This window comes from Allomuricauda ruestringensis DSM 13258 (assembly GCF_000224085.1).
GTDB classification, from domain to species: domain Bacteria; phylum Bacteroidota; class Bacteroidia; order Flavobacteriales; family Flavobacteriaceae; genus Flagellimonas; species Flagellimonas ruestringensis.
In genome coordinates this window covers 3,485,643-3,505,321 of record NC_015945.1, presented here as the reverse complement: position 1 = coordinate 3,505,321, position 19,679 = coordinate 3,485,643, and the positions used below count along the sequence as shown (strand labels likewise).

The window sequence follows — 19,679 nt, the reverse complement described above, 5'->3', positions numbered from 1 at the left end:
ACCCGGCTTTTTGGAAAACCAATGTCCTCTCATTCTTTTAACCATTTTATACCCTGTATATTTGCAATGTTTTGATTATAAAATTATAAACTATAATTATGAGTAAAGTAAAAGAAAACGATACCGTAAAGGTACACTACACGGGTAAATTAACTACTGGACAGGTTTTTGACAGTTCGTTGGAAAGAGAACCCATGGAAGTAGCCTTGGGTCAAGGTCAACTTATACCGGGATTTGAAAAGGGACTTATAGATATGGCTGTTAACGAAAAGAAAACCATAACCATTGATAAGGAAGATGCGTATGGAGAGGTCAACGAAGCACTTTTTCAAAAAATCTCCAAAACACAATTGCCCGAAGACCTTAAGCCAGAAGTTGGAATGGGATTGGTAGGTGCCAATTCACAAGGGCAAGAACAACAGTTTCGCGTTGCAAAAGTAGAAGAGGAAGATATAATCATAGATGCCAACCACCCGTTGGCGGGCCAAGATTTGGTGTTTGATCTTGAGGTGGTCGAGATACTATAAACCATAATACCAATAGAAAGCAAAGCGCCTTTTCAATTTTGATCAGGCGTTTTTTGTTTGATACTAGAACTTATTGCACACCCCCGAACCTGTCCTGAGCGAAGCCGAAGAGAGTAGGGGAGGTGAAAGTGTTTGGAATGGATATTAAGCACAATTATTTTGCTCAACATGGATTTCCATTACAACTTCCTTTAGTTCCATTAACACATGGCAAACATTTTGGCGCTCCAATTCTGAAAAGGCATCCGAAGGAAGGTAATGGAACATATAAATGGCCTTGTCCAACCATTGGGTAAAGGAAAGCAAGTCGTCTTCGTGGCATTCTTCAAAGTAGGAGAGGAGGGGGAGTAGGTCTAAATTCTTTAATTCCATAATATTGAATGCTGGGTGTTGAAAAAAACTTTAATAATCATTTTTTATCATTTAAAGCATTTTAATTTAAATAAAATGATATTTAAGTTACTTATAACAGTTCATTTATATCGTTTAAAGTTAATATTTAATTACTAATAAGAAAATTAAGTTTGTTTAAAATGCTACACATTTAACGTAAAACGATACAAATGAGCACCAGAAAGCCAATCAATAGAATTAGAGTTGTCCTTGCAGAGCAAGACAGAACCAATAAATGGTTGGCAGAAAAAGTTGGGAAAAGTAGAACAACTGTTTCTCGTTGGTGTACCAATGAAATGCAGCCTTCTTTAGAAACGCTGCGAGATGTAGCGTATGCACTTGGAGTAGATATTCGTGAGCTTCTTGTGTCCACTTTGTAATAATTCTTCAAAAAGACTCTTCTTATAATCACCTACCCTCAAAAAAAGGTGTCAGGACACTTTTTATAACCCGAGGTAGGAGGGGAGTATAATGTGTGTGAAGTGACAATTTATATTTAAAACTTTATTTACTTTACGGTTTTCCCTCATATATACCCCTACATTATTTTGTAAATTTAAACTCTCCCTTAATTAATTTTTTTACCATAATATTTCTTGAAATAAATTCAAAATATGTTAGACGATATCTATATTGAACTTGAAAATAACTATTATCTTGAAACTAATATTTTAAAAAAGTTTCAAAGTGTTCCTAATACTGATGATTGCAGTAAAATAAAAGCGGAAATCATTGGTTTTCAATTCATGGAAAATAATCAAAATAGGAGTGATTGGGGAACTTATTTTGGCTCATTTGCTCGTTTTCCTCAAGAAAATGGGACGTCAATTGAAATCCCATCAATTAAAGACGTTAATGGAGATGTTATAGACCATTGGAAAGAAAGAGCAAATCAAGTAGTAAATCCAGTTCTAAAAGCTCGATATGCAGGTTTAGTATGGGATTTCACTTCTAATATTACATCTAAAAAACCATCTCATCATATTGCGATAATATATATTGAATCACTAATAAGAATTGTAGAGGGTAGGTTGCAAAATGGAATTGACTTAATTCGAAAAATTGAAAGAGCAATTTCTGTTGCTATATCGATAAATAATAAAGAACTAATAAATAAATCTAAAGAAGTAATACTTGCACTTGAAGATGAAATTGGAGAAAATGACAAACCTGGGCTTTGGGGATTTTCTTTTGATGTATTATTGGATAATTCTAAATCTCAATTATCGAAACTTGAACAAACAACAATTCTACAAAAACTTGAACAACGTTTAGTTGATGTAACTTCAGAAAATGAATTGAACACTTGGGCTTCTGAATGCATTATAAAAAGACTTGCTCCATATTACAGAAAAAAGAATAAGCTTAATGATGCTCAAAGAGTTTTGCGTATACATGGAGATGCTATAAAAAATAAAAAAGAATATGCGTTAATTCTTCAGTACCAAGGTGCTCTTAAGGATTTACAAAAATTGTATTCCGAATATGGAATGAAAAATGAGTCTGATGAATTATTAATTACAATTAAAGAAATTAGTGTTAAAGTATTGGATGAAATGCAATTGATAACTTCAGAAGTTCAAATAACCAAAGAAGAAATTGATAAAATAATTATTCCAATGACTACAGGAACAAAAAATGAAGTTTTTTATAAATTGATTCATTTTTTTACTCCACAAATAGACCTTGTGACACAGTCTTTAAAAGAGTCTGCTAAAAAACATGTATTAAGTAACTTGTTTGGTAAAAGTATCATAGACGAAACCGGAAGAGAGATTGCAAATATTGGTACGCTTGAAGAGGATTTAATTGGAAATATACTCCATTATCTTTCTCAAGATTTTCAATATAATTCGTTTTATACAAATAGAATATTTTATCGATTAATTAACGAACTTAATTATACTGTTGATGATTTTATAAATTTCATAAAAGATTCTGCAATTCTATCTGAAAGTAGAATTAATGTCATTCGTAAAGGTGTTCAAGCATACTTTGATAATGATTTTATCGTTTGCGAACATCTACTTATTCCACAAATTGAAACTTCAATAAGAAACTTAATTGAACAAAATAATGGAGTTGTTTTAGAACCATCTTCTCTAGATGCATTTCAGTTAAAAACATTTAATAAGTTATTACTTGATGATATTGTAAAATATACTTTGGGAAAAGATATCCAAATATATTTTAGAGCTATTTATACAGACCCAAGAGGCTGGAATTTAAGAAATAAAATATGTCATGGATTAAGTGAACCTAATTCATCAAGTAGAAGTACAAGTGAGCGAGTATTACACACGTTATTGATTATTGGTACATTAAGAAGAATAAAAAACAAATAAAATTTAAAATAAATTGATAGGAATAATTTTAAAATACTCGAATTATTATAATAAGCCAATCCCAGAAACCCCTCTTGGTTTATTGGCACATCTTCCTAAAAATGAGATTATAGTAACCATTGCAAAAATAAACACGCTTTTACAACCACAAGGCTATCGTAATATTGATAATTCCAAAGAAACACAAATAGAATGTCTTAAGGCCATTATATTACAAGATGAAAAAAATGCTCCATTAGAGTATATTAGAATATTTCAGACGTATGCTGAACATCTAAATAATTTACCAGAGGAATATATTGTTTTCACAAGAGGAACATGTCTTTATGCATTGAATGAAATTCTACAGTCAGATAACTTTTTAAAAGTTGACAAAAGACAGTATTCTCAAGAAGAAAGAATAGGAATACTTGAATACTTGCTCGTTTGCAATGAAAGGATTTTAAAATTCTCAAATGTGGAACCATATGAAAACATTACAGACCAAGGATTAAATTTCTTTGAATTTTTTGCCTTTAATCAAACTCCATTTAATCAATATACTAATTCAATAAATAGTTTAACCAAGCTTTATAAATCGGCTATTTTCCTTAAATGCCTTATGAACGATGATTCCACAAAAGGTCATTTAACGAATTATTTTAAAAGCAAGTATGGCCTTGATGATATAGAAGAGTTTTTTAGGGTCTTTATTTTTTCATTTTTAAAAATGTATGATGAAAATTTGAAAATTTATCATCTAAAAATAGATAATGAACAGAAAGCTATAATCAAAATAATTAAAGGTTTTAGTGCTAATACTCCTTTAAAAACAGTAAACCATGATGATGTTAAAACGTTAGATTTTTTATCTGTTAAAAAGAATCCTATATTTTCATGGGAACCTTTAAGTTCAGATGAATTTACTGGATTTGCAGTTTTAGATATGGCATTTTTATTAGAAAAAATGGATTCATTTTTTATCAACGATTTTTGGTTTGATTATTTAAAGACTCATTCAGATTTAAACCGAACAGATTGGGGGAATTTTATTGGTTCAAAATTTTTTGAACCACTTGTGGAAGATGTTATCTCCAATACTTTTAACAACAAACAGAATTATACAATTAAAATGTTGGATGAGTTAAAAATTACACTTCCTGCTAAATCAGAAATAGAAATAGCAGATGTATATATTCGTCAGAAACAAAAAATTGCTTGTATTGAGGTGAAAAGCAATTTTATCAATATGGTTGATGGATATAAAAGTGTTACGACCGTTGAAGAATTTAAAGCATTAGATTTGGAAAAATTTTATAAAAGCTTTGGATTAACTCAAATGGTAGATACGATGAAGAACTTCCATACTTATAAGCATCATATTAATGATGAGGGATTGAATTTGAATCGTAAAGTACATTTATATCCCATAATACTTGTAAATGAACCTATATTATCTAGTGGTCTTTTTAATTTTCCATTACGACAACAATTTGAAAAAATGCTAATTAAAGAAGATATTAATCTAAAATCTAAAGACCATATTATTTGGCCACTTGTTATAATGAATATAGAAGAATTTCAAGAGTTAGAGCAATCCATCAAAGATGATGATGTAGATTTTTTCAAGATTCTTGATTCATTACATAGCAAAACATCTATACAAGGTAAGATTGTAAAAGATAAATATAAAAGCTTACTAACTATACATAGTTTAATTAATGAAAAAATTGAATTTGATAAATTATTCCCTTTAAGACTAAAAGATTTTAAATGGACATTTGCAAAAGAATAAATTATAATTAATTTTTTCTTTCAATTGCGCGTAGCAATTAAATATAATAACAAATTATAGCTTACGAATCTGGTAGGAAACAAACCAGCGTATAAAACCGTTGTGACATAATTGCAGATATAGTACCTTAGGTCTATATCTGCAATTATATCAAATACGCTGTATTCGCTGTTTTACTCATATATTATATTTGTACTATAATTTATGTTATGTAAAATAGAAAATATCAGGAAGCAAAACAATACTCCCCTAAGTCCCTTATTTGGCAAAAACCATTAATGGCACCTTTGTTTTTCTAATCACAGATTTTATAGGGCTCGGTGTAAACATAAAATTTTTGCCGCTTTTGGGAACACACAAAAGTTGCGTGTTGGTACGTGCCACATAACTTACAAGCCCATCCAGTGCATTGGCTCCTTTACTAAACTTGTACGAAATTGTTTTGTGCCAAGGATAATTACGGTTTTGGGATGTTTCCTCGTTCGAAATATCAAAATGTCGCACAGGTTTTTCACTATCCCGTTTTAAGTCTTGTATCACTTCCAGATCGGTTTCTGCAAGCTCTGCTCCAAAAAAGCCCAAATTAATATCCTCAAACGAATGGAATTTATCGTCCTCGCCCAAAATCAACACATTGGTGTTGTTCGTCTGGTTAATTACAAAATCCGTAATACTTTCAAAAAACATTCCCAATCTTGGCCTACGCTTGCCCAAAACTAAAATATCCGGGTTTTGGAGCGCCAAATAATCCCTGACCCTGTTTTTTACGTTGCCATACTCCAATTTATAACTAATGGAAAGATTTTCCTTTTCACTTATCTTGGAAATAAGTTCATTGATCTCCGCACGTGTAGATCGATCGTCCTGGTTCAATGTTCGTATGGCGGAGAGTTGGCTGTCCCCTTTAATGATGTTGGTAGTGGGTTTTACATGGAAAACCTCAATGGAGCCCTGAACTCTTTTGGCCAATTCCACGGCACTGTTCAATACAAACGAAGAATTCTTGGACATGTCCAATAAAACTGAGATGCGATATTTTTTTTGATTCACTCCCATAGATGTGTAGATTTTGATGGTTTCCCCTAAAATAGTATCAAAACCCTTATAATTCAAAGGTTTAACTTTTGATTAAGACAAGAAATATGATATTGCTAAAATGACCTTATAAAATTTGGTAAAACCTTGATCAATCAAAGAACTCGTCTTGAGTTCAAAATAAGTGCTTTATTTTTTTCACCCATTTCAAAGAAATATTGTAAGGTGCATATCTCAGTGGCACATCTAACCACGTACCTCTCTTTATTATGGATTTATGATGGGAGAAAAGGTCAAAAGTGTGTTTTCCATGGTACCCCCCTATCCCCGATTGGCCAACCCCACCAAAGGGTAAATCCTTGTTGCTGATATGTACTACCACATCGTTAATGGCGCCTCCGCCAAAGGAATATTGGCCCATCAAACGTTTTTGAAACTTTTTATTGCTGGAGAATACATAAAATGCCAAAGGGTTCGGGTATTTGGAGATATACTCATGTAATTCATCTTCCTCTTCATAGGAAATTATGGGAAGAATGGGGCCAAATATCTCACCGTTCATAATTGGGCTGTCCAGTTGGGGCTCATCCACCAAAGTGGGCGAAATATATTGCTCCTCATCGGTAAAAGAGCCACCAAACAGCAGTGTTTGACCTTCAAGCATTACTTTAAGTTCTTGGTAGTGCTTGGTTGTGGCAATCCGGGCAAAACTCTCCGATGTTTCCATTTCTTTCCCATAAAATTGGGTGATGTTTTGTTTAAGATGATCCACCAAGGAATCCTTAATGTTTTTGTGCACCAAAATATAGTCCGGGGCAATACAAGTCTGCCCTGCGTTGATAAATTTACCCCAGGCAATACGTTTTGCGGCCAGTTTTATGGAAGCCGTTTCGTCCACAATACAGGGATTTTTGCCGCTCAGTTCCAAGGTAACCGGTGTTAGGTGCTCCGCAGCGCTTTGGTAGACAATTTTGCCCACTCGGGTGCTTCCCGTAAAAAAGATATACTCCCATTTTTCTTTTAAAAGCTGGGCAGATACCTCTACTCCACCCTCCACAACTGTCACATATTCTGGCGGAAATACTTTTTGAATAATTTGCGCAATCATCTTGGAAGTATGCGGACTAAATTCCGATGGTTTCAAGATAGCGGTATTGCCAGCGGCCAAGGCCCCGACCAAGGGTGCAATGGCGAGCATAAACGGGTAGTTCCAGGGCGAAATAATAAGTACTTTTCCATAGGGCTCAGGCTGAATCCAATCCTTTGATGGAAAATTGGACAATGAGGCCCCTACGCTATTGGGTTCGCTCCATGATCGTATATTTTTGATAGCGTGCTTGAGTTCGGCCAAAACCAATTGGGTTTCGGTGGCGAGGCTTTCGAATTTCGGTTTTTTAAAATCGGCATAAAGCGCATTGCAAATAGCATCTTCTTGATCAAGAATTTCTTGCTGCAATTTTTTGAGGTAGTATTTTCTATATGTGACTTCCTTTGTTTTCTGAGTGGCAAAAAACTCATTCTGGGCCGCTACCAAATGCTTCACCATAAATAGATTGTTTCCTTAAATATAACCAATCTAACTAGGAATCTCATTAAAATAAAAGAAGCTGTCTAAAAAGTCGGTTTTCGTCAACCTGAACTTGTTTCAAGTTCTCATAATGATTTGTTTATCAATATGATGGGATTCTGAAATAAACCTACCTGGCCGGTAGGCAGGTTCAGAATGACGTATTTCAATACTTTTTAGACAGCTTCTTTAAAATATATTTTAAAAACGTTTAAAGCGTCAACTCTTCTGTGGCTCCGTTCGGATAGATAATCGTGACAGTGTTATCACATTCCCCATTACCAAAGTCCACGGTAACGGCCAATCCATTTTTGGAAACAACCATGGTCCCGGTGGTCATGTACTGGCAAGAAGCATTTCCTTGCAGGTCTTCCAAAGTTTCCACGGCATAAGTATTTCCATCCGCTTCAACGGTCCAACTGCCCGAAAGGGTAAAAATGGCACTTTCCAAGCTATCACCAAAGGTGATGCCGAATGTTTTGGTCCCATTTTCAGAAATTACAGAACCATCTTCCATTTCCACGGACACATTACTTACTACCGAAAATATAATAGAAGTTTGATCGCTGCTCGCTGACATTTCAAAAGTTCTAGTACCGGTTATTTTGATTTTGCCCACGTAGAAATCCTGATAAGTAGCTGTAAACGAGGCGGTTTCCTCCCCTGCTTCGTAAGTAACGGTCACGGTTCCGTTTACATTGTCCGTTCCGTTGAGCACGCAATTGTTAAAGGTCGCCACAAATCCAGTTTCGGAATATACGGCTGAGTAGCACTCCCCGTCCTTTGCTGTGGACGTTTTGGCCGTATTTCCAGCAAAAAGCCCTGCCAATGTTGTATCGGCCGCTCCAGCAATATCGTCGGTATTTAAAATGGTCTTTAACTCCGTTTGGGTAAGTGCTTCCCCCTCGCCTGCCTTGGCATCATCACTACAGGATTGAAAACCGATCAGCGCAAAGCTGGCAAGAGTAATCGATAAAAATCTTAAGGTAAGTTTCTTCATTTGATTGTGTATTTACCAAAAAAACGTTGCGATCTGCCATTTAGTGTAGATAGCGTCGTTAAATCGATGAAATACAAGGGTATTGAAATATTATTCTTGAAATTATGTTATTTTCAACAAGAAGTAAACAAACTCGAGACAAGCCTCGGAGTTCAAATCTCGATTATCGCGTAAATTAAGGTTCTATGAAAAAAATCAAATCACTTTCGATATTGCTTTTAACCCTGCTCCCCATCTTTTCTTGCAGTGAAGATGATGGTAACGACGATAATGGATTTTCCAGCGCAGCCCTTGTAGGTACTTGGGATTTGGTAGAAGTAAAATTAAGTGCTGCCGTGGACCTTGATGGTGATGGAAAACTCTCCTCCAATCTCTTGGATGAGGAAACTTGTATTTCGGGAACCCTGGTACTTAAAGACGACACCACCTACCAATACGAACAATCCAGCTTTAATATAACGGCAATTACCAACGATCAATACTACGTGGATTGTTTTGGCACCAATTCATCAACCGGAGCCTGGGCCAGCGATGGTACAGAAATAGCTTTTCAAGGTAGCGTTACTTTGGGCGTCCTACAATTGGATGGCAATAAAATCATAAAAAGCGAAGATGAGGAACTACCGGGTGTAGAGACCTATGTTTATGAAAAACGGCAGTAATTTTTATTGCAGCGTGGATAATTAAAATACCGTCATACTTGACTTGAAGCCATGGCCAAACAATCTATTTTGAGGGATAAAATAAAGGCGCATTTATTGCTTCAAATTCAGAACGGAGCGTTAAAAGTGGGCAAAACCATTAATTTGGCCGCCCTTTCCAGAGATACCGGGGTCAGCGTTACCCCTATTCGTGAAGCCTTGAGTCAATTAGAGCAGGCTCAGGTATTGCAAGCTATACCCAATCGCGGTTTTGTGGTGGCAAAACTTTCCAAAACCGAAGTCAAGAACCTTATCGAAATCGTAGCCCAGCTAGAAGTTATGGCTTTGGAGAATTCCGATTTTGATTTTGACGAAATGGATCTTTTGAAGACGCTACAAACCAAAATGGAGAATACCGAGAGTATTGCCGAAGGACTTGCAATTCGGTACAATTTCCACAATCAATTGGTACGGCATTGTACCAATAAAATTTTATTGCAAATTTTGAAAGACCTCAAGCTAAGGCTTCATTTTTATGAGCATGATTTTATCCAAGACTTTTCATTCTTCAAAAAATTAAGTGCTCAAACCCGCTCCGTGGTCGAGGCCATCCAAGAAGATAATGTTCCTACAGCCGCCTTGATTTTACGAATGCATTGGATGTCCATTTTGGAACATATTGGAGGACAGATCCACATTAAAAATGGTTAACTTTTTTATTGTTGGAATTACTTGCCTTATAGATTTCTCACACTCCCGCTGGTCGGTTCGAAATGACAGGGTAAAATCCATTCCAACCCCAAATACCTTACTCCTACCCCCTATCTCCTGAAAAATTACTCCCCAATCCGATCAATACACTCCCAAAGGCCTTTTAGGTTGAAGAGCGCATCTTTTTCGGCCTCGTCTATAGGTTCATGGGAATGATAAAGGACAACATCATGTACCAGTTTTAGGGATTTTACCAAATCTGGGCCATCCAAATGATCGGCAAACTCCAAGAGTTCAACTTGTTCTGGGGTAAGCATTCGGGAAATTTTGGGTGCGCTTTGCGAATTCTCGTTACCGCAATGGGGGCAGTTTTTTTGACCATCTTGTGTTGACATAAGTAAGTGGATTAAAAATTAAACAAAGAGGGAAGGTCACCGTCAACACATTCCAAGCAATGCTCAGATAGGTCTCGGGACTTGCACCCGTATGCCTTCCCAGTTTTTTCTGTTTAAACCGTTTTTGAAAATTTCGCATTGCGAGATTATTAAAATGTGTTGACGGAGTAAATATACATTTTATCTAGAAACCCATTGCAATGGGTCTGAACAGCGGTTGATAACCTTTCTGTCAATTTTGCTAAAATCAAAGACTTCGATAAATTACAAGAGTCGGAAGAAGGTCAAAAACTGTTTGATTTGATTGTAAAATCAACTTCCGAAATGGAATCTTTTCAGGCTTTGTTCTTGAATTATTATATTCCTGCTGCTAACAGGTCAATTGCAGACAGTTGGACGCACATTTCAAAATCAAAATACAAGAGTTTATTAAACTTATCAAAACAAGATTTAAAAGATAATTTGTACGAAACTATTCGACTTGGATATGTTGGTCTATTTCACAAATACGAATCTTACCTTAAAGATTTAGTTGCAGCAACTAATTTTCTGTTTGCAGAATTACGGGAAGAAAATAATTTGCTGACTTTAGAACAATATTGTAAAAAGGAATATAAAATCGATATTTACAAATCACATTATCAATTTGACATAACAAAAAGAGTAAGTTATATTGCAAATTGTGTAAAACATAAAGATAGTTTTCCAATTAAAGAACCTATTCATCCCGATTTTAAATACGCTGACAAAAACAAAAAGATTGAAATTGAAAAAGAGGTCTTTAAAATAGATATTGAACGAATGAAAATTCATTGTCAATCTTTGCAATCGCAATTATTTTCAATGGGATTTAAACAATATTTAGAACTAGAATTTGAAACAATTCTGGAAAGCGTAAAACCTGAATTAAAAGAAAGTATAGAAACAAAAGAGAAAATTTTATTAGCAAAGGAAAATTTCGAACTTGTTTTATCTGACTTTAGAAAATAAAATACTTTCCTAATTAATTGCTTATTCTCACTTACTTCTGAAAATCCTCGCAACTACTCATACCCCAAAACCGACAACAAACCTCCCCCTCCCACCTCCACCTAATTTTACACATATCACAAAATCCCAATAAGGGCTCAGTTCATTTTTTCCTATCTTGTTTTGCAATTAGAAACTAAGAGCCTGTTTAGGAATTTGTGATTGGAATTGGTATAAATCATTTTTGATGCAGTTTGAGGCATAATTTTTAAGCATAGCCGTGGTTACGGTTCAAAATTATAACGAAAAAATGCGCAAAAAGGAGCATACGAAAACAATTGGCAAATTCCTAAACAGGCTCTAAAAACATCGTAAACAAAAAATGGAAAAAAAATCCAATTCCCAAAGTAGAAGAAAGTTTGTAAAGAACACCGCGCTGGCATCTGGCGTGTTTATTGTACCGCGCCATGTTTTGGGCGGCCCCGGCTTTTTAGCGCCCAGCGACCGCTTGAACATTGCTGCTATAGGTGCGGGCGGTAAAGGGTCGAGCGATATTGCCAATGCCTCCGTTAACGGTCGTGAAAACGTGGTGGCCCTCTGTGATGTCGATTTTTCAGGATCGGCAAAACGGTCGGTGGAGCGTTTTCCCAAAGCTAAACTGTTCAACGATTACCGTGAAATGCTCGATACCGTAAAAGATATCGATGCTGTCACCATTAGCACACCCGACCACGTCCATGGCCCAGCAGCAGCCTATGCCATGCAACGCGGTAAACACGTGTACGTACAAAAACCCATGACCCACAATATACGCGAAGCAAGAATGCTGACCCAAATGGCAAGGGACAAACAAGTGGTGACCCAAATGGGGAACCAAGGTGGGTCCAACCCGTTATTGGGCTTGGTACAAAAGTGGGTGGATTCCGGAGCTTTGGGAAGAATCACCAAAGTGGAAATATGGACCAACCGCCCCGTATGGCCACAGGGCAATGCGATGCCGAAAGCAGACCCCTCCAGCAAACCAGACGATTTATTCTGGGATTTATGGTTAGGCCCTGCACCAATGCGCCCATACACGCCAAACCTACACCCTTTTAACTGGAGAGGCTGGTGGGATTATGGCACTGGAGCCCTGGGCGATGTGGGCTGTCACTTAATCGACATTCCCTACAGAACCTTGAAATTGGGTTACCCTACCGCTGCAGAATGTAGTGTAGGCACGGTGTTCTCACAAATGTGGAATCCGGATTATCATCCCGAAGGGTGCCCGCCTTCTTCGTTCATAACCTTAAATTATGAGGCTACGGATAAAACTGCTGCTCCTTTGACCATGACATGGAGCGATGGCGGCATACGTCCGTCCCATCCAGAGATTATTCCTGCCGATAGTGATATTGGAGGGCCAGGAAGTCAAAATGGAGTACTGATTCACGGAGAGCATGGCGTTATTTCCACAAACATTAACGATAGTTCGCCTTTGACACCCAAGTTATACATGAACAATGGCGTTACCGAGTTTGGCCCTGAGGTTGAGGAAATGCCCGAACCCGAGTATGGCCACCAACGCAAATGGGTGGATGCCTGCAAAGCAGGTTTTGGCAGTCAGGAACACTTAGACCTTACCTCTTCTTTTGATTATGCCGGCCCTATGACCGAAACTGTGTTGATGGGCAATCTTGCTATCCGTAGTTATATGTTACAAAGGGAAAACACCGAAGGTAACATGGAGTTCTATGGTCGTAAAAAGCTGCTTTGGGACGGGGAGAATATGAACATCACCAATTTTGATGATGCCAACCAATTTGTTACCCGCACTTACCGTGAGGGATGGGAAATGTAATGTCCCAAAAAAAATTATAATTGAAATTTTAGAGGCTGTCTAAAAAGTCGGTTTTCGTCAACCTGAACTTGTTTCAGGTTCTCATAATGATTTGTTTATCAATATGATGGGATTCTGAAACAAGTTCAGAATGACGTATTTCAATACTTTTTAGACAGCCTCTTTATTTTAAAGAGTACGATTCTTTCAACATACTACGTCATTTCGAGCCAGCGAAGCGACGGGAAATCTCTCCATGTAAATTAGATTTCTCACACTCCCGCTGGTGGGTTTGAAATAACAAATTTGATTTTAACGAAAAATAAACGAAATTAGTACCGTGCATACGATCTTGCTTTAGCACTTCCCTTAATTGGGCATTGGCTTAATCGATTTTTATTTAAACAAAAATGGATTTTAAGCATTTACTTCTTGTGTTATCAATCGTATTGTTGTCATGCGACTCCAACAAAAAAGACAAAAAACAACCTTATCCTCGCTGGGTAGGAGATATTTCCCATGACCCAAATATTGACGAGGAGAATTTTAAGCTCTGCCATGGAGACGACCACATCTATCAATACTTCAATATGCAGCGAGGTCTTCAGTTTGAAGGTGAAAAAATAGCGGTTGAACGTTATTTCTTAAAAAATTATCAGCCAGTAAAAACCAATCAATCTGGCTGGATAAGGGTGCGTTTTATTGTTAATTGTAAGGGAGAAACAGGAAGGTTCAGAATGTTGGAGTCCGACGAAAACTACAAAGAAAGACCATTTGATAAAAAAATTTCAAAACAACTGGTAACACTATCCAAAGCCCTGAAAGGATGGAAAATCCAAACCAAAGATGATGAGCCCATAGATTATTATCAGTATCTGATCTTTAAAATCAAGAATGGAGAAATTGAAAAAGTGATGCCATGAAAAAACTGTCCATTGTAATTTTTGTTTTCCTCCCGATCAACCTATTGTTGGCCCAACCCAATTGCAACTATTTTAAGTATACAGGGCAGATGGAGCGCTACAAGGCCTGTTTGGCCGCAGAAAAAACAGCGGGACACTATCAGTTTAGCAAAGAGTTTCAGTCTGTGCTCGACAGTGCCCTTACCATAGACCCTACTTGGGCCTATCCATACAGGGCAAAATCTACCGCCTATTTAAAAAGTGGTGACTTTGTTACTTGGAAAAAACTGATCGACAAAGCTGTGCAGTTCGACACTTTAAACAATTTATATTATCGAGGAAGATGCAGGTTCAACTATTTTAGGGACTACAAAGGAGCCATCGAAGATTTTAAGGCACTTAAACGTTACATTAACAATCAAAATGAAAACGAACAGTTGCTGGTACATGATGATACCCACGTAGATACTTTTTTAGCCCTATGCTTTAGATCTTTGGGAGAAACGGAAAAAGCAATCAAAATTATGCGTTCAAGATTAGCTGACCCCTCCTACTCTTCAGGATTGTTTGATCATTTGCACTTGGGCACCATGTATTTAGAACAAGAAGAATACACCAAAGCAATAGAGCAGTTTAAAAAGCAGGAAAACATAAACGACTTGGCCGAAAATAGGTTTTACATTGCTATTGCTTACAAGTTTATGCAAAATCAAGAAAGTTACCTATCGAACTTAAAAACCGCCAAACGCTTTCTCCAACAAGGTAAACGAATCCACGACTATTATGTGGAGAATATCGACAAAATTTATTTGACAGATATTTTGGAAGAAGAGAATAACATATCAAAAGGAAGTATCGGTTCAGAAATAAAATTGAACAAACTATAGTATCTTTACTTAAGCTGAATCAGTATTCTTTGTTGCATCAATTTTTGACCAAAAACATTGGTGACAACAAAATCTAAACCGGTACAATTATGACAACGAAAGAGTACACCAACGGAGAGGTCACCATATTATGGCAACCCGAAAAATGCATTCACTCTGGAATATGTGTAAAAACATTGCCCAAAGTATACAACCCAAAAGAAAAGCCTTGGGTCAAACCCGAAAATGCTACTAGTAAAGAGTTAATAAATCAAGTATCCAAATGTCCTTCGGGGGCATTAAGCATAAAAAACTAACGTATTTTGGTTAAGATAGAAAGAGAAGAAAATCAAAGAAAAGGTAGGTTTGTAATTTATGATGATGGTGAATTTGCAGGTGAAATGACCTATACTTGGGCCGGAACAACAAAATTCATCATAGACCATACCGGAATAGAAGAGGCGTTCGGAGGAAAAGGATATGGAAAAATGTTGGTAATGAAAGCTGTAACGTTCGCTCGAGAAAAAGATGTGAAAATTCTACCCCTCTGCCCCTTTGCAAAAGCAGAATTTGATAAAAACAGCAGCATTGCGGATGTCAGGTTTTAGTCAAGTGTCATGAACAAGCTGGAAAACAAAAAAATAATCCTGTTCGATGGTGTGTGCAACCTTTGCAACAGCTCGGTCCAGTTTGTGATCAAACGGGACAAAAAAGATGTATTCCGCTATGCTGCTCTACAAAGTGAGGTGGGGCAACATTTGGTAGCCGAGCGCGGCATTGATGCCACCAAGGTGGATTCCATTATCCTTATTGAACCTGGCGTCGCTTACTATACTAAATCCGATGCTGCATTGGAAATTGCCCAAGACCTTGGTGGATTATGGAAATTGTCAGCCATTTTTACATGGATTCCCACTTCTATTCGAAATGGAATCTATGATTTTATTGCCAAAAACCGCTATAAATGGTTTGGCAAACAGGATGCTTGCATGATTCCAACACCCGAATTAAAGGCCAAGTTTTTGGGTTAACTCATCGAAAATCGGTCTTCCCTAACCCAACTGCCCCATTCACACCATTATAAGTTTTTATTAGGCAATGTGAATCATAGGTTTGGATAAACAATTAAATATCCAACCACTATGAAAAATGCAGTCATTCTATTTTTGTTAGCTCCGGTGTTTTTATTTTCCAACGAATTGAAAACACCTTCCAAAATCAAAGAAGTCACCGTTTACCTTAACGGGGCACAAATTACAAGAACTGCCTCCTACGAACTTCAAGAAGGCTCCAACGAAGTAATATTTACAGGATTGTCACACAAAATTGATGAGAGCAGTATTCAAGTCTCAGGTCTTGGCGCTGTTTCCATCTTATCCATCGCCTACAATATTAATTATCTGGAGAAATCCGAAAGCAACCCAAAAATTAAGCTGTGGGAAAGCCAAATTGAACAACTGGAATATGAAATTTCATTATTAAAAAATACCATTGCCGGTCTTGAAGAGGAAGAAAAAGTGATTACTTCCAATCGGGTTGTAAATGGTGACAGCCAAGTATTAGATCTGGAAAGAATCAAACAAATCGGCCAGTATTATAGAGAGCGTATAACCAAAATCAAAAACGAAATTTTCAAGACCAATTTAAACATCAACAAAATAAAGCTTGAGGTAAAAGACCTACAGCAACAATTGGCCGAGGCAAACAATAGTGCCGAAGTACCACAAGGAGAGATCACCATTACTTTTGATGCTCCAATTTCCACAAATTTAAATACTACCCTTTCTTATTTGGTGAAAGATGCAGGTTGGGTGCCCAATTATGACATCAAATCCACAGGACTAAACGCACCGCTAAGTTTAGCCTATAAAGGGAATGTTTACCAAAAAACAGGACAAGACTGGAAAAATGTGAAAATTTCCCTTTCAACCGGTAACCCCAATTATAATATTAGTAAACCAACAATGGACGCTCATTATTTAAATTTTGTAAGTGCCTACCAAAAAAGGTACACTCCATCCACCAAGAAAAAGGGGTATGCCTTTAACCCTAATGTAAAAAAGGTGGTTGGAACTATAACGGACGAATCTGGTGCTCCGCTACCAGGAGTCAATATTGTAATCAAAGGAACTTCCACGGGGACCACATCCGATTTTGACGGAAATTATGCTTTGGATGTGCCGATGGGTCAAGAATTAACCTACAGTTACATTGGTATGTTTCCGCAAGAGTTGCCCATTTACGCCTCCATTATGAACGTTCGTATGGAAGAAGATGTAGCGAGGCTAGAAGAGGTAGTAGTTACTGGATATGCAACTGCCGCAGTTGGTTCTGTTTCTCCTGAACGGGTATTGAGTGGCAGAGCAGCTGGGATCTCTATTCGAGGAAATTCATCCATTAATTACACCGAACCACTTTATATTATAGATGGGGTCCCCGTAGACAATTTTGCTGAAGGTGATTTGGATGAAAACGAAATTCAGGATATTGAAGTACTAAAGGGTAAAAATGCTTCCGCCATTTATGGGAATCGAGGAGATAATGGTGTTGTGGTAATTACAACCAAGAAAAGTCATACACAGGAAGGAGCTGCCAAGACAGAGTTTACCATTAAAAAACCGTACACGATTTTGTCAGATGGCGATATTACGTCGGTTGAAGTGAATACATATAAGATTCCAGCTACCTACGAATATTTTACAGCACCAATTTTGAATGAAAATGTATATCTGACAGCCAGTTTTAAAGATTGGGAAAAGCATCAGCTATTGCCGGGTGAAGCCAATATCTATTTTGAAGGTTCCTATGCGGGCAAAACTGTTATAGACCCTTACACCACAAAGAAAGAAATGATTTTATCTCTAGGTATTGAAAACAATATTACAGTTACAAGACAACAGGCACTTAATTTCAAAAGCAAGCCTTTTGTGGGTAACAATCGAATTTTAGATCGTAGTTATGTTCTTGAGGTTAAAAACAATAAAAACTCTACTATCAATCTAAGACTTATGGATAGAGTTCCCAAATCTCAAAATAAAGAAATCAAGGTTGATGACATTATTACCAACAACGCTTCCTATGATGAAGTCAAAGGGTTATTGACTTGGAATATGGTATTGAAACCAAAATCTGCACAAAAGGAAGACTTTTCATTTCAGGTGAAATTTCCCAAAGGAAGATACATTTCCTTGTAGTACAACTGAAGAGGCTGTCTAAAAAGTCGGTTTTCGTCAACTTAAACTTGTTTCAGGTTCTCATAATGATTTGTTTATCAATATGATGGGATTCTGAAATAAATTCAGAATGACGTATTTCAATACTTTTTAGACAGCCTCTTTTATATATAAACTTTAAAAAGTTATTTCACTTCATCCAAATGATCATCCCATTCCTCTACATGAGGGTCACCAAGTTTGCCCACAGATTTGGCAACCAACATGGAAACGGTAGCATCACCGGTAACGTTTACTACGGTTCGGCACATATCCAATGGTCTATCCACTGCAAAAATCAAGGCAAGACCAATGGCCAATTTATCTGGTGGGAATCCAATAGACTCCAATACTATTACCAACATTACCATTCCTGCTCCTGGAACAGCCGCAGAACCAATAGAGGCCAACAAAGCCGTCAATACAATGGTCAACTGATTTCCAAAAGTCAGGTCAAAACCGAGCGCTTGTGAAATGAATACAGCTGCAACACCTTGGTACAAACTAGTACCGTCCATATTGATGGTGGCACCTACGGGCAACACAAAACTGGACACTTCTTTGTCCACTCCTATGTGCTCTTCCACCCTTTCCATAGTCACGGGCAGCGTTGCCGCACTTGAACTTGTGGAAAAAGCCAATAGTTGCGCTGGACTTATCTCTTTTAAGAACCAAAAAGGGTTCTTTTTGGTAACAAGGGCAACCACAGTGGAATAAAAAACAATCATTAAAGCCAGACCCAATACAACCACACCAGCATATTTTAACAATGCCAACAATAAGTCAGGGTCACTGGATGAGACCACAACTCCAGCTAATAGGGCAAATACAGCGTATGGAGCGGTCAGCATGATCAAATCGACCATTTTTAGGACCACATAGTTCAGGGCATCGAAGAAATCTTTTAAGGGCTTTGCCTTTTTCTCCCCGATCAACAACATGGAAATACCAAGAAAAATGGTAAAGAAGATAACTTGTAGCATTAAAGCATTATCCGTCATGGCCGCCAAAGCATTGTCCGGCACCATATCCACAAGAAACTGTAATGGTCCGCTATCTTTTTGGCGTGAAGCTTCTTCCAATTTGGAGGTAACCTCAGCATCGCCTGCATAAGTGTCGGTTAGTTTGGTAACGGTTTCTTGGGAAATTCCACTTCCGGGATTCATAACATTTACCAAAAAAAGACCAATTGTAATGGCCACAACCGTGGTAACTATATATGTGGCAATGGTTCGGAGACCGATATTCCTAAATTTAGAAATGTCCTTAAGGTCCGAAATACCTTTGACCAAGGATGCCAAAATAAGAGGTATGGCAATTAATTTGAGAAGTTTTACAAAAATGGTGCCTAGAGGCTGAATCCAATCCGATACAAAATCCTTACCCCAGCTAATTTGGGTCATTGCAAATCCAAAAAGAATACCGAGCAGCATTCCTATTAGGATTTGCCAGTGCAATTCCAATTTCTTCATAAAGTAAAATTATGGACGGTAAGATACTTTTTTGATTGGAAACCTCCTAAC

The 19,679-nt window shown here is 37.1% G+C and carries 20 protein-coding genes; 14 read left to right on the top strand and 6 right to left on the bottom strand.

Going from position 1 to position 19,679, the window contains the following annotated elements:
* The first annotated feature begins 98 nt into the window (after positions 1-98).
* The gene (locus MURRU_RS15810; RefSeq protein ID WP_014034491.1) at positions 99-527 is read left to right on the top strand and encodes an FKBP-type peptidyl-prolyl cis-trans isomerase; all 429 of its coding nucleotides are present in this window, start codon (positions 99-101) and stop codon (positions 525-527) included.
* A gap of 144 nt (positions 528-671) precedes the next feature.
* Here the strand turns inward: MURRU_RS15810 and MURRU_RS15805 are convergent, their stop codons facing one another.
* Complete coding sequence (locus tag MURRU_RS15805; protein WP_014034490.1) at positions 672-899, bottom strand: hypothetical protein; 228 nt, start codon at positions 897-899, stop codon at positions 672-674.
* A 191-nt stretch (positions 900-1,090) separates the two neighbouring features.
* Here MURRU_RS15805 and MURRU_RS15800 point away from each other — a divergent pair, with 191 nt between their 5' ends.
* The 3 genes from MURRU_RS15800 to MURRU_RS15790 all read left to right on the top strand — a co-directional run bounded on the left by MURRU_RS15800 (position 1,091) and on the right by MURRU_RS15790 (position 5,039).
* Positions 1,091-1,300, top strand: a complete 210-nt coding sequence (locus MURRU_RS15800) for a helix-turn-helix transcriptional regulator (protein ID WP_014034489.1) — start codon at positions 1,091-1,093, stop codon at positions 1,298-1,300.
* A gap of 234 nt (positions 1,301-1,534) precedes the next feature.
* Positions 1,535-3,265, top strand: a complete 1,731-nt coding sequence (locus tag MURRU_RS15795; protein ID WP_014034488.1) for a DUF4209 domain-containing protein — start codon at positions 1,535-1,537, stop codon at positions 3,263-3,265.
* A 13-nt stretch (positions 3,266-3,278) separates the two neighbouring features.
* On the top strand, positions 3,279-5,039 hold the full coding sequence (locus tag MURRU_RS15790) for a hypothetical protein (protein WP_014034487.1): 1,761 nt from the start codon (positions 3,279-3,281) through the stop codon (positions 5,037-5,039).
* A gap of 258 nt (positions 5,040-5,297) precedes the next feature.
* On the opposite strand, the gene MURRU_RS15785 is transcribed toward MURRU_RS15790, so the two are convergent.
* The 3 genes from MURRU_RS15785 to MURRU_RS15775 all read right to left on the bottom strand — a co-directional run bounded on the left by MURRU_RS15785 (position 5,298) and on the right by MURRU_RS15775 (position 8,641).
* The gene (locus MURRU_RS15785; protein ID WP_041801618.1) at positions 5,298-6,095 is read right to left on the bottom strand and encodes a universal stress protein; all 798 of its coding nucleotides are present in this window, start codon (positions 6,093-6,095) and stop codon (positions 5,298-5,300) included.
* A gap of 154 nt (positions 6,096-6,249) precedes the next feature.
* A complete protein-coding gene (locus MURRU_RS15780; protein WP_014034485.1) occupies positions 6,250-7,620 on the bottom strand; it encodes an aldehyde dehydrogenase in 1,371 nt (456 codons plus the stop codon).
* 232 nt (positions 7,621-7,852) lie between these two features.
* Positions 7,853-8,641 carry a hypothetical protein gene (locus MURRU_RS15775; RefSeq protein WP_014034484.1) on the bottom strand — a complete coding sequence of 263 codons (789 nt, stop codon included), beginning with the start codon at positions 8,639-8,641 and terminating at the stop codon, positions 7,853-7,855.
* A gap of 185 nt (positions 8,642-8,826) precedes the next feature.
* Here MURRU_RS15775 and MURRU_RS15770 point away from each other — a divergent pair, with 185 nt between their 5' ends.
* Both MURRU_RS15770 and MURRU_RS15765 read left to right on the top strand, forming a co-directional pair.
* Positions 8,827-9,303, top strand: coding sequence for a hypothetical protein (locus tag MURRU_RS15770; RefSeq protein ID WP_014034483.1), 477 nt, complete (start codon positions 8,827-8,829; stop codon positions 9,301-9,303).
* A 69-nt stretch (positions 9,304-9,372) separates the two neighbouring features.
* Complete coding sequence (locus MURRU_RS15765; RefSeq protein ID WP_187289862.1) at positions 9,373-9,993, top strand: GntR family transcriptional regulator; 621 nt, start codon at positions 9,373-9,375, stop codon at positions 9,991-9,993.
* Positions 9,994-10,118: 125 nt separating this feature from the next.
* Here the strand turns inward: MURRU_RS15765 and MURRU_RS15760 are convergent, their stop codons facing one another.
* Positions 10,119-10,388, bottom strand: a complete 270-nt coding sequence (locus MURRU_RS15760) for a hypothetical protein (protein WP_014034481.1) — start codon at positions 10,386-10,388, stop codon at positions 10,119-10,121.
* Between the two features lie 324 nt (positions 10,389-10,712).
* Between MURRU_RS15760 and MURRU_RS15755 the strand changes: the two genes are divergently transcribed.
* From MURRU_RS15755 to MURRU_RS15720, 8 genes are all read left to right on the top strand, one after another.
* Positions 10,713-11,378, top strand: a complete 666-nt coding sequence (locus MURRU_RS15755; RefSeq protein ID WP_014034480.1) for a hypothetical protein — start codon at positions 10,713-10,715, stop codon at positions 11,376-11,378.
* 361 nt (positions 11,379-11,739) lie between these two features.
* Complete coding sequence (locus MURRU_RS15750; protein ID WP_014034479.1) at positions 11,740-13,197, top strand: Gfo/Idh/MocA family protein; 1,458 nt, start codon at positions 11,740-11,742, stop codon at positions 13,195-13,197.
* 389 nt (positions 13,198-13,586) lie between these two features.
* The gene (locus tag MURRU_RS15745; protein ID WP_014034478.1) at positions 13,587-14,099 is read left to right on the top strand and encodes a hypothetical protein; all 513 of its coding nucleotides are present in this window, start codon (positions 13,587-13,589) and stop codon (positions 14,097-14,099) included.
* Complete coding sequence (locus MURRU_RS15740; protein ID WP_014034477.1) at positions 14,096-14,965, top strand: tetratricopeptide repeat protein; 870 nt, start codon at positions 14,096-14,098, stop codon at positions 14,963-14,965. Before MURRU_RS15745 ends, MURRU_RS15740 begins: the two co-directional genes overlap by 4 nt.
* Before the next feature lie 89 nt (positions 14,966-15,054).
* A complete protein-coding gene (locus MURRU_RS15735; RefSeq protein ID WP_014034476.1) occupies positions 15,055-15,261 on the top strand; it encodes a (4Fe-4S)-binding protein in 207 nt (68 codons plus the stop codon).
* A gap of 6 nt (positions 15,262-15,267) precedes the next feature.
* Complete coding sequence (locus MURRU_RS15730) at positions 15,268-15,552, top strand: GNAT family N-acetyltransferase (RefSeq protein WP_014034475.1); 285 nt, start codon at positions 15,268-15,270, stop codon at positions 15,550-15,552.
* 9 nt (positions 15,553-15,561) lie between these two features.
* Positions 15,562-15,975, top strand: coding sequence for a thiol-disulfide oxidoreductase DCC family protein (locus tag MURRU_RS15725; RefSeq protein WP_014034474.1), 414 nt, complete (start codon positions 15,562-15,564; stop codon positions 15,973-15,975).
* Between the two features lie 111 nt (positions 15,976-16,086).
* A complete protein-coding gene (locus MURRU_RS15720; RefSeq protein WP_014034473.1) occupies positions 16,087-18,138 on the top strand; it encodes a mucoidy inhibitor MuiA family protein in 2,052 nt (683 codons plus the stop codon).
* A gap of 164 nt (positions 18,139-18,302) precedes the next feature.
* Here the strand turns inward: MURRU_RS15720 and MURRU_RS15715 are convergent, their stop codons facing one another.
* Positions 18,303-19,628 carry a dicarboxylate/amino acid:cation symporter gene (locus tag MURRU_RS15715; RefSeq protein WP_014034472.1) on the bottom strand — a complete coding sequence of 442 codons (1,326 nt, stop codon included), beginning with the start codon at positions 19,626-19,628 and terminating at the stop codon, positions 18,303-18,305.
* Positions 19,629-19,679 lie beyond the last annotated feature (51 nt).

Excerpts from the sequence above, each read along its gene's own strand:
- MURRU_RS15810 (WP_014034491.1), top strand. The coding sequence starts at position 99 with ATGAGTAAAGTAAAAGAAAACGATACCGTAAAGGTACACTACACGGGT.
- MURRU_RS15805 (WP_014034490.1), bottom strand. The coding sequence starts at position 899 with ATGGAATTAAAGAATTTAGACCTACTCCCCCTCCTCTCCTACTTTGAA.
- MURRU_RS15800 (WP_014034489.1), top strand. The coding sequence starts at position 1,091 with ATGAGCACCAGAAAGCCAATCAATAGAATTAGAGTTGTCCTTGCAGAG.
- MURRU_RS15795 (WP_014034488.1), top strand. The coding sequence starts at position 1,535 with ATGTTAGACGATATCTATATTGAACTTGAAAATAACTATTATCTTGAA.
- MURRU_RS15785 (WP_041801618.1), bottom strand. The coding sequence starts at position 6,095 with ATGGGAGTGAATCAAAAAAAATATCGCATCTCAGTTTTATTGGACATG.
- MURRU_RS15780 (WP_014034485.1), bottom strand. The coding sequence starts at position 7,620 with ATGGTGAAGCATTTGGTAGCGGCCCAGAATGAGTTTTTTGCCACTCAG.
- MURRU_RS15775 (WP_014034484.1), bottom strand. The coding sequence starts at position 8,641 with ATGAAGAAACTTACCTTAAGATTTTTATCGATTACTCTTGCCAGCTTT.
- MURRU_RS15770 (WP_014034483.1), top strand. The coding sequence starts at position 8,827 with ATGAAAAAAATCAAATCACTTTCGATATTGCTTTTAACCCTGCTCCCC.
- MURRU_RS15760 (WP_014034481.1), bottom strand. The coding sequence starts at position 10,388 with ATGTCAACACAAGATGGTCAAAAAAACTGCCCCCATTGCGGTAACGAG.
- MURRU_RS15755 (WP_014034480.1), top strand. The coding sequence starts at position 10,713 with ATGGAATCTTTTCAGGCTTTGTTCTTGAATTATTATATTCCTGCTGCT.
- MURRU_RS15750 (WP_014034479.1), top strand. The coding sequence starts at position 11,740 with ATGGAAAAAAAATCCAATTCCCAAAGTAGAAGAAAGTTTGTAAAGAAC.
- MURRU_RS15745 (WP_014034478.1), top strand. The coding sequence starts at position 13,587 with ATGGATTTTAAGCATTTACTTCTTGTGTTATCAATCGTATTGTTGTCA.
- MURRU_RS15740 (WP_014034477.1), top strand. The coding sequence starts at position 14,096 with ATGAAAAAACTGTCCATTGTAATTTTTGTTTTCCTCCCGATCAACCTA.
- MURRU_RS15735 (WP_014034476.1), top strand. The coding sequence starts at position 15,055 with ATGACAACGAAAGAGTACACCAACGGAGAGGTCACCATATTATGGCAA.
- MURRU_RS15725 (WP_014034474.1), top strand. The coding sequence starts at position 15,562 with ATGAACAAGCTGGAAAACAAAAAAATAATCCTGTTCGATGGTGTGTGC.
- MURRU_RS15720 (WP_014034473.1), top strand. The coding sequence starts at position 16,087 with ATGAAAAATGCAGTCATTCTATTTTTGTTAGCTCCGGTGTTTTTATTT.
- MURRU_RS15715 (WP_014034472.1), bottom strand. The coding sequence starts at position 19,628 with ATGAAGAAATTGGAATTGCACTGGCAAATCCTAATAGGAATGCTGCTC.